Raw genomic sequence first — 13,825 nt, 5'->3', positions numbered from 1 at the left:
AATCGGCGCGTTTCACCCATACCTTAAGGGGTTCTGAACTGTCGGAGGCGTTTTCGTCAAGACGTGCGTTGCAATGCAGTGACGGTTTCGGCCGCCCTGTGGCCCGAACGCACCGCGCCTTCGATGGTCGCTGGCAACCCGGTATCGGTCCAGTCGCCGGCCAGCACGACGTTATGCCGGGGGGCGCGCGGTCCCGGGCGACGCACCACCTGCTCCGGCGTCTGGGCGAAGGTGGCCCGCTTTTCCTTGATGACCTTGAACGGCGGCATGGGGGTCTCGGGCGGCAGGCCCAGGGCACGCGCGACCTCGGGCCAGACCGGCTCGGCGATGGTCTCGGGCGGCAGATCGACGATGGGCGAGGCCGCGCTGATGGTGACGGACGCCACATCGCCCCGCACGAACAGCCACTCCGCCGTGCCGCCCAGTAGGCCCAACGGCTGCGCCACCCGCGCCGGGGGTGTCGGCAGGCGGAAATGCAGATTAACGATCGGCCGGAACTGGGTGGGGACCCGTAGGTCCGGTATCAGCAGGTTGGCCGTCCAGGGCGGCACCGCCAGCACCACCTGGTCGCCCGGCGGAACGTCCACGGTGTCGTCCGGGAACACCAGCCGCGTCACCCGGCCGTCCGTGCAGTCCAGCGCCTTCAGGCGGCGGCCGAACACCGTCGGCGCCCCATTGCGGGCCAGCCAGTCCAGGGCGGGGGTGACGAAGGTCTCGCTCAGGCCATCGCGCGCCCACAGCGGCCGGCAGGCGCGTCCGCCGCGCCCGAAGGTCTCCAGCAGCACGGGCCACAGCAGCCGGGCTTGGGCGCGCTCCGCCTCCGTGTTGAGCGCGGAGACGGCCAGCGGATGCCAGAAGCGCGCGTACAGCGCTCCCGCGCCGCCCAGCACGTCCGAGACCGTGGCGTCGGGCCGCGCCCGCGCCAGCTTCAGGCCGGAGAGGTAGTCGTGGGCGCGTGTGCCCGGCACCCGGCGCGTCGGGTCCAGCACCCAGCCGGGCCACAGGCCGGCGCCGATCCGCACCACCCAGTGTTCCCCGGTTGTCAGGTCGAGGAAGGGGTAGCGCGTGCTCGGCGGCCCGACGAGTCGGTCGCGGGTGCCGATTCGGTCGAGAAAGCGGAAGACGGAGCGGTTGCCGGACAGCAGCAGGTGGTTGCCGTTGTCGATCACGCGGTCGAAGGTCGCGTCGTAAAACGAGCGCGCACGCCCGCCGGCCTGGCCCGCCGCTTCATACAGCCGCACCGCCTGCCCGGTCTCGGCCAGCGCGACGGCACAGGCCAGCCCCGCGAGGCCGGCGCCGATCACATGGACCCGCGATCCGTCCGGCACCATCACAGCACCCCGTGGCGCAGCGCCAGCCACGCCTTGACCGCTTTCGGCACCCGCGGCGGGTGGCGGACCGCATCCCAGCCCTGCGCCGACAGGCGGCGGAACAGGGCGTGGTAGACCTCTTTCATCACCCGCGCCGGACGGGCTGGACCCCGGGGCAGGCGGGCGAACAGCGCGTCCGCCTCGGCGAAGCGTGCGGCCGCCAGCGCGGCCAGCTCGGCGCGCACGGCGGGCACCGCCGGGTGATCCAGGATCGCGGTGGCCGGCGCGTGGGCGTGCAGGGCCAGCCCGTGCGCGGCGAGGCGGTCGGCCGGCAGATAAACGCGGTCGCGCTCGGCATCCTCCGCCACGTCGCGCAGGATGTTGGTCAACTGGAGCGCGCCGCCGACGGCGCTGGCCAGCGGCGCACTGTCGGCGGGCGCGATGCCGAACACCGGGTTGGACAGGCGCCCGACCGCGCAGGCCACCTGATCGCAATAGCGCATCAGGCTGGGCAGGTCGGGCAGGCGCACCCGGGCCTCGGCGTCGGTATCCATGCCGTCCAGCACGGCCAGGAAATCCGCCTCCTGGCAGCCGAAGCGGGACACGACCCACGCCAGCGCCCGGTCGAGCGGTTCGTCGGCGCGCGGCCGGCCGTCGCAGATCAGGGCGACGCGGACACGCCAGTCGGCAAGGCGGGCGCGCTTCTCGTCCAGCGGGGCCGGCTCGTCGGCGATGTCGTCCACCACCCGGCAGAAGGCATAGACCGCGAACATGCCGTGGCGGCGCTCCGCCGGCAGGAGCCGCATGGCGCCGCCGAACGACGTGCCGGACGCGGCCATGATGCGGGTCGCTGTCTCGCGCGCGTCGTCGTCCAGAACGGGCCGCACAACGGCCGGCGCGGCCGGCGCCCCGCTGTCGGCCGCGCGATCGATCGGCCGTACGGTCATTGGTAGGTCCGCCCCTTCCAGACGCGCCCATGGCCCATCCAGTGGCGCCGCGCCGAATCCAGCGTCATTCCCCCGTACAGCAGGGCGGCCAGGGGCAGGGTCAGGCTGCGCCACATCGGCATGTGATAGACCTTCAGCGTCGGCCAGTACGCCACCGCCATCATCAGCCAGCCCACCAGACCGAAGCCGGCCGCCAGCCAGTCCCCGGCCAGGACGCCCCAGACGACGGCGACCGGCGGCCACAGGTAGGCCAGGATCATGAACAGGATCATCAGCATCAGATAGACCGCGGAGTAGCCGAGCTGCGTAAAGGCCGTGCGGGTCACGATGCGCCAGATCTCGCCCTGGTCTTCGTAGCGCCGCAGGGACCGCGTGCGGGTCGCCAGCCCCAGCCAGATCGAGCCCTGCTTCTTGATTTTGCGGGCCAGCGCGCAGTCGTCGATCAGCTCACTGCGGATCGCCTCGATCCCGCCGGCCGCGTCCAGCGCGTCCAGCCGCACCAGCATGCAGCCGCCGGCCGCGCCCGCCACCGGCGACGACGGGTCGTTGACGCGCGGGAACGGATAGAGCTTCTGGAAGAAGAATACGAACGCTGGAATCAGGATCTTTTCCCAGGCCGACACGCAGCGCAGCCGCACCATCAGCGAGACCAGCACCCGAGTCTCGCGCACGGCGCGCGCCATCAGGCGGCTCAGGTTGCCGGGGTTGTGCTCGATCTCGGCGTCGGTCAGCAGCACATAGCGGGCGTCGGGTGCGACGGCCCGCGCATGCTTCAGGCCCTGGTGCACGGCCCACATCTTGCCGGACCACCCGGGCGGCAGCGCCTTGCCCTGGATGACGTGCAGGCAGGCCTTTTCGTCCGGGCGCTCGGCGACGGCGCGGGCCGCTTCGGCGGTGCCGTCGCCGCTGTTGTCGTCCACCACGACGACCGTCAGCGGCCCCGGATAATCCTGGCGCAGCAGCGATTTGACAGCGCGGCCGATGGTGTAGACCTCGTCCCGGGCCGGGATCACCGCAATCACGGGATCGGCCTCGGTGTGCGTGATGCCGGCGCTTTCCAGCTTCTGGTCGGCGCGCCAGAACCCGCCGCGCCCGAACAGCAGGCCGAGCCACACCGCCACGGCCACGAGGGCGATCCAGGCGGTCGAGGATACAGCGGCGACGGTTCCCATCACCTCGGCGACACCCATGACGTTGTGAGCCTCCCCTCTCGTGCGGCGTGATTCAGCGGCGCGATTCATCGGTCGCCGGATGTGCCCGACCCGGCGTTCCGGACTGTTCTAGCGCCGGATCAAGCCGCGCGCCACCCCGCGCAGCGCGCAGACGGCGGCCTGTCCCTTCGACAGCTTGACTCGCCCGGATAGAGGGTCCTGCCGGGACAGGTGCCCGATAAGGGTGTGGGCCACGTCCACGATCACCGCGCTTTCCAGGCCGAGCCGCCGGTCCAGGCAGCCGGCGGGCAGGGCGTCCGCCTCGCGCATCAGGGTGCGGCATCCGTCCAGGCACTGGTCGAGCACACGCCGGAGGGCCGGCGTCGCGGCCGGCGCGTCCAAGTCCGCGACCCGCGCCCCCGCCGCGCCCATCCAGTCCTGCGGTAGATAGACGCGGTCGAGGGTGCGGTAGTCGTCCTGGCAGTCCTGCAGGTGATTGATGACCTGAAGGGCGGCGCACAGGGCGTCCGAGGGGCCGTAACCGTCGCGGGAGCCGCCATGCAGGTCGATCAGGTAGCGCCCCACCGGTGCCGCCGACAGCCGGCAATAGCCCATCAGGTCGTCCCAGTCGGCGTAACGGCTCTGGACCGCGTCCTGCTTGAAGGCGGCGATCAACTCCACGCCGTGCTGGTCGGGCACCCCGGTGGCGCGCAGGCTGTCCCGCATCGCATGGGCCTTGGCGTAACCCGGAGTCGTGGTGTCGCGCCCGGTGAGCGCGGCCTCGAACCCGTCCAGGCGGGCGATCTTCTCGTCGGCGGACAACTCGGGCGCGTCGCCGATGTCGTCGATGGCGCGGGCGAAGGCGTAGAACGTCGCCACATGCGGGCGCAGCCGCTTGGCGATCAGGATCGAGCCGACGGGAAAGTTCTCCGTGCCCGCGGTCTTGCCGGAGGGCGCTTCCACGGGAGACGGAGACGGAGACGGGGCGGGGGGCATGGGGGCAGCGTCCGGGGCGCTTTTGGAGAACGATGGGGCGGGATGTAGCAGACCGTGTGAGGGAAGGCGAGATGGCGCGGGATGGGTTACCCCGCCGGCCGTGCCGCCAGCCACGCCGGCCGCCATCGCAGCACGCCGAGCAGCGCCAGCACCAGCGCCACGGCACCTATGACGGGCGGCCAGCGTGTCCAGACCGTGGCCAGCAGTGCGAGCCCGATCAGCAGGACGTTCACGGCGGCCACGATGCCGCTCACCCGGGCGTGGGAGAGACCGGCCTGGACGGCGACCTGATACGCGTGCTCCCGGTGGGCGCGGAACGGGGCGTGCCCGCGCGCCAACCGGCCGAGCAGGGTCAGGCTGGCGTCGGCGAGGTGATACAACGGCAGGATCAGGGCCGGGGCCCACGCGCCCTGCGCCGCCAGCATCAGCAGCAGCCCGCCCAGCAGGTAGCCCAGGGTGACGCTGCCCACGTCGCCCAGGAAGATGCGCGCCGGGTGCCAGTTCCACACCAGGAATCCGGCGGCCGCGCCGGCCAGGATCAGAGGGGCGGCGATGGGCAGGGCGAGGCCGCCCGCGACCGTGACCAGCGCCAGACCGACGCCGACGGTCCCGGTTTCCACGCCCGTGATTCCGTCGATGCCGTCCATGAAGTTGTAGAGATTGACGAACCAGCCCCAGAGCAGAACCGCCGCCACGCTGTCGAGGGGCCCCGGCACCAGGCCCTGGAACACCGGCCCAGGGAGGTCCAGAAGGAGCCACACGCCGGCACAGGCCAGCAGGTGCCCCGCCAGACGCGGTCCGGCGGGCAGGGGGCGCAGGTCGTCCCGCCACGACAGCGCGGCAAGCGCCGTGCCGGCCGCGAGCATGGCCCAGGGCACGCCGCCGTCTGCTGCGCCCTCTGGCCGCATGAGCGCGTCCCAGGCGAGCAGGGGCAGCGCGGCCGCCAGCACGCCCAGGCCGCCGCCGCGCGGCGTCGGCACGGCATGGCTGGAACGCTCGTTCGGGTGGTCGAGCAGGGCGCGCGCGCGCAGGACACGCTCCACGGCCCAGACCGCGCCCGCGCTCAGCACGGCGGCGATCAGGGCCAGGAGACCGGCCAGAATCAGGGCGGGCAGGGGGGGAAACGGAGACGGCATCATGGCCCGGGATATACCCGAGCCCGCCGCCCCTCACAACGTGTCTGGACTTACGCCCGCAGGCTGGCGCCGCAGGCCTGATAGCCACGCTTCTCCAGGTACTGCTGGTGATAGTCCTCGGCCGCCCAGAACGGTCCGGCGGGCTCGATCCGGGTGGCGATGGGGCGCCGGAACCGGCCCGAGGCGGCCAGGGTGGCCCGGCTGGCCTCCGCCGCCGCCGCCTGCGCGGAGTCGTGGGTGAAGATCACGCTGCGGTACTGGGTGCCGATGTCCGGCCCCTGGCGGTCCACCTGGGTCGGGTCGTGGCAGTCCCAGAAGACGACCAGCAGGCTTTCATAGGGCACGACGGCGGGATCGTACTCCACCCGCACGACCTCGGCGTGCCCGGTCGTGCCCGAACACACCATCTTGTAGGTGGGGTCGTCGACATGGCCGCCGGCATAGCCGACCGTAGTGCCGATCACGCCGTCCGTGTTGCGAAAGGCCAGTTCGACCCCCCAGAAACAGCCGGCGCCGAAGGTTGCGACTCGTGTGCTCATGGGGTCTTGCCCTCCCTAAAGGACCAGGGGCGGATGCGCGTGACGCCTCCGCAACGGCAGGCTCAGCCCTCGCCCCTACAGGAGCAGGATTCACCCGCGATAGGGCATATGGGCCACCACGGGCGGCCCGGCAAGGCGCTGGCCTGGGCCCGCGCCGGATTGTGGTTACTCCGCGGGGGCGGCCGCCGTCGGCTCCGGCGCGGGGCGTTCCCGGGGCAGCCGCACGCCGGCGATCAGCACCAGGCCGGCCAGCGTCGCCAGCACCAGGTACAGCACCATGAAGTCGCCCGTGGTCGCGCGCAGCCACGCCACCAGGGGCACCGCCAACCCACTGATCCCGAACGACAGCACGAACTTCATGCCGTAGGCGGTCGAGCGCCACGAGGGCGGGGTGTAGCGGGCCAGCAGGCTGTTCTCCGCCGGCAGCGCGCCGATGTTGAACGACACCATCATCAGCATGACCATCAGCAGCGGCAGCCCTGTGGCGGTCGCCGCCAGCGCCAGAACCGGCACCTGCAGCAGATACATGGAGACGTAGACGGTCTTCAGCGGGAAGCGGTCGGCCAGATGCCCGGTCCAGATCTGGAACAGCCCGGCCAGCCCGTAGACGATCATGACGCCCAGGCCGACGCCGCTGGCGCCGTCGCCCAGCAGGCCGCCCAGCCGTTCCTCGAACACCTTCGGCATGCTGGCCTGGGTGGCCTGATAGATGATGCCGCCCACCAGCATGGTCATGGCGACGATGGCGTAGACCCGCGCGGTGTCGCGCCGGTCCGGCGGCGGGTCGCTGCGGGCGTCCACCTTGGTCTCGATGATGACGCCGCGCGCCACCATCCAGATGAAGGCCACGCCCAACAGCAGGGTTACGCCGCCCGGAATCAGGAAGGCGGAGCGCCACCCGAACGTGTCGATCAGCACGCCGGCCATGACCCCGCCCAGCGCCGGGCCGAAGCCGCCGAACGCCCCGTTGATACCCAGCGCCTTGCCGCGATTGACGGCGGTGCGGACCAGCCACGCGATGCCCACCGGGTGGTAGATGGAGCCGAACACGCCGAGCAGTCCGAGCGCCAGGGCCATCTCCAGCGGGCTTTGCGCCAGCCCGGCCCAGACCGCGCCCGCCCCGATACCCAGGAAGTACACGGCCATCATGCCGGTGGCGCTCCACCGGTCGCCCAGCCAGCCGGCCAGCGGTGCCACGATGCCGAACATGAGCTTGCCGCCCAGGATCAGGGCCAGCGCGGCCTCGTACGAAATGCCGAACTGGGCCGGCAGCACCAGGGCAACGACGTAGAAGATCGGCTCGAAGATATGGCTGATCGAATGGCCGACGCAGGAAAAGCCCAGCGCCGTGCGGGCCTGCACGGGGCTCATGTGCACGGGGGTCATGGCGTGTGGTCCTGTAGGAAAACGCGACAGACTCGCACTCTCGCACCGCGCGTGCGGTGGCGCAAGCCGACAGTCGGCGTCCCGGGACCGTGGGTCTTGATGCTCGCCCGCCCCGATGGGCGCGTTCCGATGGGCGCGTTCCGATGGGCGCGTTCCGCGCCGTCAGGCCGAAGGCGGCGCGGGGTCAAGCTCGACGGTGGCCTGGACGCGGGCGACAGTGTCCGGCATGTCCGTCATCACCCGCGCGACCAGCCCGGCGAGCGGCGTCGCCGACGTCAGCGCGGCCTCGGTGGAGCCGGTGCGGCACATCTCGATCACGCGGCAGGCCTGGCGGTGCAGCGGCTCGGCGCCAAAGGTGCTCGCGCATCCCGCCAACGCATGGGCCTGAAGCTCGAGGGCCACGATATCGCTCCGGCTTACGGCCGCGTCGATGCGCCGCATCTGCTGGCCGATGTCGTCCAGGAACCCGGCCACCAGGTCCGGCAGAAGGTCCACGTCGGTGTCGAGGGCCAGACGCACCAGAACGTGGTCCTCGCAGATCCGAGGGGCCGAATCGGGCGCGCGCTCCGGGACCCACACGGAATCCAGGTTCTCGGTGTCGTGGGCGGGGTACGGAATGGCATTCATGACGGGGACGTCCGTTACAGCGGTCCAGGGGTGGCGGGACCCTCAGGCCCGGCCGTGGCCCTCCTCACATCAAGCGCTGTGCCACGTGCGGCGTGCTGGACGTACTCGCTGTGGTGATCCTTCCGCCACGAAGACGGGCCGTCCGGCGGGACATGTGTCATTCTGGCGGTCAAGTTGGGCGTCAGAGGTCCTCGACCGGTCACGTCGCCTCTCGTTTTGGGAGGACGTCTTACTCGGTTTTCGGCTTCACCGGCTTTTGCCGGTAGCGGCGGGTCTGCGGCTGGCCGTTCCAGACCACGGGCCGTTCCAGCCACTTCTGGATGAAGTTCCAGGACCCTTGATAGCCGTTGTGCGGCAGGGTGCAGGCCGAGCAGTCCTTGCGCGTGACGCCGTTCTTGTCGGTGAACACCTCGTAGGGACCGGGGCACTCGAACGCGATCAGCGGGCAATAGCAGAACAGGCAGTTGAACGCGCCCCGCACGCCCTCGTGACAGGGCAGGAAGGGGCACCGCGTGTTGGTGAAGCCCTTGAAGCCCTCGTTCGTCGTGCTGTCCTTGGGTTGCATGTCTCCGGGTCTCCGATCCAGTCCCGTGTTCCCACCATATGGGGCTCACCGGGTCGGTGTGAAGGCGCGCACCCAATCGGTGCGTGCGGGCGGTGAGCACCCCCTGTGCGCACGGGCATTGCCCCGGTTCGCCGTGGGGCCTAGTGTTTGAAGCATCCCCCTCTCGTCTTCAAGGATCGCTGTGTCTACCCGCCCCGTTTCCTCCGGGCCGACGGACCCGGATCGCCGTCTGTCGGTGCTGTTCACCCCCAAGCTTGTCACCGTGCTCCGTGAAGGCTACGGCCTGCGCGAGCTGCGCGCCGACGCCGTCGCCGGCTTGACCGTTGCGGTGGTGGCGCTGCCGCTGTCCATGGCCATCGCCATCGCCTCGGGCGTCTCGCCGGACCGGGGGCTGTATGCCGCCATCGTCGGCGGCTTCATCATCTCGCTGGTCGGCGGTAGCCGGTTCCAGATCGGCGGCCCGGCCGGTGCTTTCATCGTGCTGGTGTCCGCCACGGTTGCGCAGCACGGGGTGGACGGCATGCTGCTGGCGACCATGATGGCCGGGGTGATCCTGCTGGGGATGGGCGCGCTGCGCCTGGGGTCGTACATCCAATTCATTCCGTACCCGGTGACGGTAGGCTTCACGTCTGGCATTGCGGTGATTATTTTCGCCAGCCAGATCAAGGATCTGCTGGGGCTCAGCCTCCAGGCGCCCGAACCGGGGCCGCTGTTCGCCAAGATGCCGGTGCTCTGGCACAGCTTGCCGACGGTGACGCCGGAGGCGGTGGCGGTTGCCCTTGGCACCATCGTGGTCATCGTGGGCGTGAAGCGGTTGCGGCCGGGCTGGCCCAACCTGCTGATCGCGGTGGCGCTGGCGGCCGGCATCACCGCCCTTGCGGACCTGCCGGTGGCGACCATCGGCAGCCATTTCGGCGGCATTCCTCAGGGGTTGCCGCTGCCGTCGCTGCCGGCCCTGGACTGGGCGAAAATGCAGGCGGTGCTGCCCAGCGCGGTCGCCTTCGCCCTGCTGGGCTCGATCGAGTCGCTGCTGTCGGCGGTGGTGGCCGACGGCATGACGGGCCGCCGCCACCGCTCCAACTGCGAGTTGTTGGCCCAGGGCACGGCCAACATCGGCTCGGCGCTGTTCGGCGGCCTGTGCGTGACCGGGGCCATTGCCCGCACCGCCACCAACATCCGCGCCGGGGCGCATGGGCCGGTGGCCGGCATGATCCACGCCGTGGCGCTGCTGGTGTTCGTGCTGGTGGCGGCGCCCCTGGCGGCCTTCATCCCGCTGGCCGCGCTGGCCGGAGTGCTGACCATCATCGCCTGGAACATGGTGGAGAAGGAGGCGGTATGGACCCTGCTGCGGGCCAGCCGGGGGGACGCGGCGGTGCTGCTGGTCACCTTCCTGCTGACCGTGTTCCGCGACTTGACCGAGGCCATCATCGTCGGATTTGCCCTTGGGGCGCTGCTGTTCATCCACCGCATGTCGCACGCGGTGTCGGTCGAGGCCCATGTGCCCCCGGTCGGCGTGGACAAGGCGGACGGCACGCCGGCCGAGCGCGCGCCCTACCGCCCGCGGGTCACGACCGATCCCGGCGTGGTGGTCTACCGCATCAGCGGCGCGTTCTTCTTCGGGGCGGTGTCCACGGTCGGCTCGGTGCTGGACCGCATCGCGGCCGCGCACAACGTGCTGGTGTTGGACTTCGCCGCCGTGCCGTTCATCGACTCGTCGGCGGCGAACACCATTTACGGTCTGGCGCGCAAAGCGCAGCGCAGTGAGGTCACGGTCTATCTGGCCGGAGCCTCGTCCGGCGTGCGGCGCGACCTGCTGACCCACGGGCTCCGCCAACCGCTTGTGCACTGGACACCCACGGTCGACGAGGCCCTGGAGCGGATCCGCGCTGCCGGGGCCGACACCTCGGCGACGTAGCGGAGCCGCATGACTCTTAAGACGCGGCCGCGGCCGGGGCGCTCTCGGCTTCGGCCGCGACCGCCGCGCGGCCGGCATCGAAGGCCTGTGCGTTCAGATCGGCCAGCGCCGGCTTGCGGGCGCGGAACACGTCCACCACAAGCGCGCGCAGCGCATCCGGCGACAGCGGCAGCAGGTCCGCGACCGCGCCCAGCATCGCCGTGTTGATGAGCTTCATGTTGCCCAGGTCGTCGGCGATGGCGCGCGCGTCCAGGCTGCGTACGTCGATGCCCCGGTCCGCGCCCTTGGCCCGGGCGGCGCCGATCGGGTCGTCCGGGTAGGCGAACAGGCCCTGGTGCACCACCGGCGGCTTAACCCGCAGGGCGTTGGCGACGATGCGCCCGCCCGCGCGCACCTGCCCGATCCAGCGCAGGGCCTCGGCGGCCTCGAACCCGATCAGCAGGTCGGTCTCGCCGTCGGGAATCGCCGGGGCCAGCACGCGTGGCCCGAATCGCAGGTGCGAGGTCACCACCCCGCCGCGCTGGGCCATGCCGGCGACCTCGGTTTTCTTGACGTCGTGGCCGGCGGCGATGGCGGCGCGGGCCAGAAGCTCGGCGGCGGTGAGAACGCCCTGGCCGCCGATCCCGCACAGCAGCACGTTGGTGACACGATCCACGGACATGAGGCTACACCCTTTCCAGGCGCGGATGGGCCGCCGGGTCGAGCGGCACGATGGCGTTGGGCGCGCAGGTTTCCACGCAGGCGTTGCAGCCGGTGCAGAAGGCGCTGTCGATGCGGGCGAAGGTCAGTTCCTTGGGCTTGCCGCTCTTGGTCGTCGTGGTCTCGCGCCGGGCGACCTGGATGGCCGGGCAGCCGATGGCGATGCAGCCGCCGCAGCCGGTGCAGTCTTCCTCGACCACCGTCAGGGCCGGATGCGGCACATGGCGGTCGGTCAGCACACACGGCTGGTTGGTGATGATGACCGAAACCTCGGGGACCTGGGTCTCCGTGCGAATCAGCTTGAACAGGTCGGGCAGGGCGTAGGGATTGACCGAGTGCACCCGCTCCGGCTTCACACCCATGGCCTTGACCAGGGCGACGAAGTCGACGCGCGGCGCCTCCTCCCCATGGATGCCGAAGCCGGTGCCCGGGTGCTCCTGCCCGCCGGTCATGCCGACGGTGCGGTTGTCCAGCAGCATCACCGTTACGTTGGCCCGGTTGTAGACCAGATTGAGCAGCCCCTGCATGCCCATGTGCAGGAAGGTCGAATCGCCGATCACCGCAACCACGCCCTTGGCGGCGTCGTCGCCGTCCTTCCCGATGGCCAGCCCGTGCGCCATGGTGACCGAGGCGCCCATGCAGGTGCAGGTGTCCATGGCCTGCCAGGGGTGGCCGGCGCCCAGGGTGTAGCAGCCGATATCCCCGGCGATCAGCACCGCGCGGCGCAGCTTCGACAGACAATAGAAGGGACTCAGGTGCGGGCAGCCCGGGCACATGGTCGGCGGGCGCGGGAACACGTCCGGGTCCGGCCCGGCGGCCGGAGCCGGCGCGGCGGCGTCCGCCGTGCCGCGCAGGCGGGCAGCTGCGGCGCGCAGTACGCCCACCGACAGCTCGCCGTGACGGGGCAGGGTGTCCTTGCCGAGCACGTCGAGGCCGGCGGCCTTCAATTCGGTCTCCACCAGGGGCTCGGTCTCCTCGACCACCAGCACGCGGTCGACACCGGCGGCAAAGGCCCGGATGCGCTCCAGCGGCAGCGGCCACGTCTGACCCATCTTAAGAATGGGCGCGTCCGGCAGCGCCTCGCGCGCGGACAGCGCCGCCGGCCCGCTGGCGATCAGGCCGAGCGAGCGGTCGGGGCCGTCCAGGATCGTGGTCAGGTCGGTGGTGTCCGATTCCCGTGACAGTGCGGCATCGCGCGCGTCCTGCTTGGGCAGCATGGCTTTGGCGTTCGCGGGCAGCATGACCCAGCGGCGGGCGTCGCGGATGAAGCCCTTGTGCGCTGGAGTCTGGCGTTCGCCCACGGCCACCACGGTCTTGACGTGGCACACGCGGGTGGTCAGGCGCAGGATCACCGGGCAGGCCGCCTGTTCGGACAGCGCATAGGCCGCCAGGGTAAAGGCGTGCGCTTCCTGGGCGTCGGCGGGCTCCAGGATCGGCAGGTGGGCGAAGCGGCCCCAGTAGCGGCTGTCCTGCTCGTTCTGGCTGGAGGACAGGCCGACGTCGTCGGCCACGGCGATCACCAGGCCGGCGTTGATGCCGGCCAGCGCCTGACTCATCAGGGCGTCGGCGGCGACGTTCATGCCGACATGCTTCATGGCGCAGAAGGCGCGGGACCCGGCCAGCGCGGCGCCGATGGCGACTTCCAGCGCGACCTTTTCATTCACGCCCCACTGGGCGTTCACATCCGGATAGCGCGCCAGCGTCTCCAGAATCTCGGTCGAGGGTGTTCCGGGGTAGGCGCTGGCGACCCGCGCGCCGGCCTCCCACACGGCGCGGGCCACGGCATCGTTGCCGGACAGCAGCGCGCGGCTGCCGGCCGAGACGTCGGTCAGGGCGTTCATGGTATCGGCCTCCCCCATCACGCGCCGCGACCGCCTGTGCTGGTGATGGTTGCGCCGGGCCGGGCGACGGTTGAGCGATCCGGCCCGATCCCGGATCGCCCTCATTTCGGTCGAGGCTTTACCGTGATGACCCCTCAGCGTCAAGGGAGACCCGGGCGCGGGACCACGCTGGCGTGCGCGGCGGCAGTCACCGGCGCGTGTTTCCGGGCCTGTGAGGCATGCTTGACAGGAAATTACGTGCTCACTATGGTGCCCGCGCTTCCGGCCCCGCCGAGCGCCTGATCGGCGCGGCGAGGGTTGGTTTTTTTTGCGAGGGGCGGTTTCGGTGAGCGACGACCGCGATCAGCGCGAGGCCCTGGACGACCTGGGGGCGCGGATTCGTGCCGCCGGCGGCGGAAAGCCCGGGGCGGCCAACGGATTGGACGGTCCCGGCGAACCGGACGCCGGGCCGGGGCGCGGTGCGGGCCTTGGGCTCGGCATGCGCATCGGGGTCGAGCTGGTGGCCACACTGGCGGTCGGCGGCGGGATCGGGTACATGATCGACGCCTGGGCCGGGACGGCGCCGCTGTTCATGGTTGTGTTTCTGTTTCTCGGCGGCGCCGCCGGGGTCAGTAACGTCTACCGGGTCGTCAAGGGCCTGGACGAAGGGGTTGGGCTCGGCCGCGCCATCGAGGCGAAGAAGCGGCACGACGCCGAACAAGGTCAGGCCGAAC

At 71.0% G+C, this 13,825-nt stretch carries 11 protein-coding genes and 2 pseudogenes; 2 read left to right on the top strand and 11 right to left on the bottom strand.

Going from position 1 to position 13,825, the window contains the following annotated elements:
- Window positions 1-56: 56 nt before the first annotated feature.
- The 9 genes and pseudogenes from hpnE to GGD82_RS09590 all read right to left on the bottom strand — a co-directional run bounded on the left by hpnE (window position 57) and on the right by GGD82_RS09590 (window position 8,657).
- Entirely contained in the window at window positions 57-1,331 is a 1,275-nt protein-coding gene (gene hpnE, locus GGD82_RS09630; RefSeq protein ID WP_150061583.1) for a hydroxysqualene dehydroxylase HpnE, read from the bottom strand.
- Window positions 1,331-2,257, bottom strand: a complete 927-nt coding sequence (gene hpnD / locus GGD82_RS21080; RefSeq protein WP_150061584.1) for a presqualene diphosphate synthase HpnD — start codon at window positions 2,255-2,257, stop codon at window positions 1,331-1,333. The genes hpnE and hpnD overlap by 1 nt, the downstream gene beginning before the upstream one ends.
- Window positions 2,254-3,447, bottom strand: a complete 1,194-nt coding sequence (locus GGD82_RS21075) for a glycosyltransferase (protein WP_246163745.1) — start codon at window positions 3,445-3,447, stop codon at window positions 2,254-2,256. The genes hpnD and GGD82_RS21075 overlap by 4 nt, the downstream gene beginning before the upstream one ends.
- Before the next feature lie 90 nt (window positions 3,448-3,537).
- The gene (hpnC, locus tag GGD82_RS09615; RefSeq protein ID WP_150061585.1) at window positions 3,538-4,404 is read right to left on the bottom strand and encodes a squalene synthase HpnC; all 867 of its coding nucleotides are present in this window, start codon (window positions 4,402-4,404) and stop codon (window positions 3,538-3,540) included.
- Window positions 4,405-4,490: 86 nt separating this feature from the next.
- Window positions 4,491-5,543, bottom strand: coding sequence for an MraY family glycosyltransferase (locus GGD82_RS09610; protein ID WP_246163747.1), 1,053 nt, complete (start codon window positions 5,541-5,543; stop codon window positions 4,491-4,493).
- Window positions 5,544-5,595: 52 nt separating this feature from the next.
- A pseudogene (gene msrA / locus GGD82_RS09605) lies at window positions 5,596-6,079 on the bottom strand (peptide-methionine (S)-S-oxide reductase MsrA); the annotation flags it as partial.
- 165 nt (window positions 6,080-6,244) lie between these two features.
- Complete coding sequence (locus tag GGD82_RS09600; protein WP_246163749.1) at window positions 6,245-7,465, bottom strand: MFS transporter; 1,221 nt, start codon at window positions 7,463-7,465, stop codon at window positions 6,245-6,247.
- A gap of 162 nt (window positions 7,466-7,627) precedes the next feature.
- Window positions 7,628-8,092 (bottom strand): Hpt domain-containing protein, encoded by a 465-nt coding sequence (locus GGD82_RS09595; protein ID WP_150061587.1) that lies wholly within the window; start codon window positions 8,090-8,092, stop codon window positions 7,628-7,630.
- Between the two features lie 229 nt (window positions 8,093-8,321).
- A complete protein-coding gene (locus tag GGD82_RS09590; protein ID WP_150061588.1) occupies window positions 8,322-8,657 on the bottom strand; it encodes a cysteine-rich small domain-containing protein in 336 nt (111 codons plus the stop codon).
- Window positions 8,658-8,838: 181 nt separating this feature from the next.
- Between GGD82_RS09590 and GGD82_RS09585 the strand changes: the two genes are divergently transcribed.
- On the top strand, window positions 8,839-10,572 hold the full coding sequence (locus GGD82_RS09585) for a SulP family inorganic anion transporter (RefSeq protein WP_211364721.1): 1,734 nt from the start codon (window positions 8,839-8,841) through the stop codon (window positions 10,570-10,572).
- A 16-nt stretch (window positions 10,573-10,588) separates the two neighbouring features.
- Here GGD82_RS09585 and GGD82_RS09580 read toward each other — a convergent pair whose 3' ends face one another.
- Together GGD82_RS09580 and GGD82_RS09575 are read right to left on the bottom strand one after the other, a co-directional pair.
- Window positions 10,589-11,233, bottom strand: a complete 645-nt coding sequence (locus tag GGD82_RS09580) for an indolepyruvate oxidoreductase subunit beta (protein ID WP_150061590.1) — start codon at window positions 11,231-11,233, stop codon at window positions 10,589-10,591.
- A gap of 4 nt (window positions 11,234-11,237) precedes the next feature.
- A complete protein-coding gene (locus tag GGD82_RS09575) occupies window positions 11,238-13,112 on the bottom strand; it encodes a thiamine pyrophosphate-dependent enzyme (protein ID WP_150061591.1) in 1,875 nt (624 codons plus the stop codon).
- Window positions 13,113-13,437: 325 nt separating this feature from the next.
- Between GGD82_RS09575 and GGD82_RS09570 the strand changes: the two are divergent.
- Window positions 13,438-13,821: pseudogene (locus tag GGD82_RS09570) on the top strand (AtpZ/AtpI family protein); the annotation flags it as partial.
- Between the last annotated feature and the right edge of the window lie 4 nt (window positions 13,822-13,825).

Source organism: Roseospira marina (assembly GCF_014197855.1).
Lineage (GTDB): Bacteria > Pseudomonadota > Alphaproteobacteria > Rhodospirillales > Rhodospirillaceae > Rhodospira > Rhodospira marina.
This window is presented reverse-complemented; position numbering and strand designations above follow the sequence as displayed.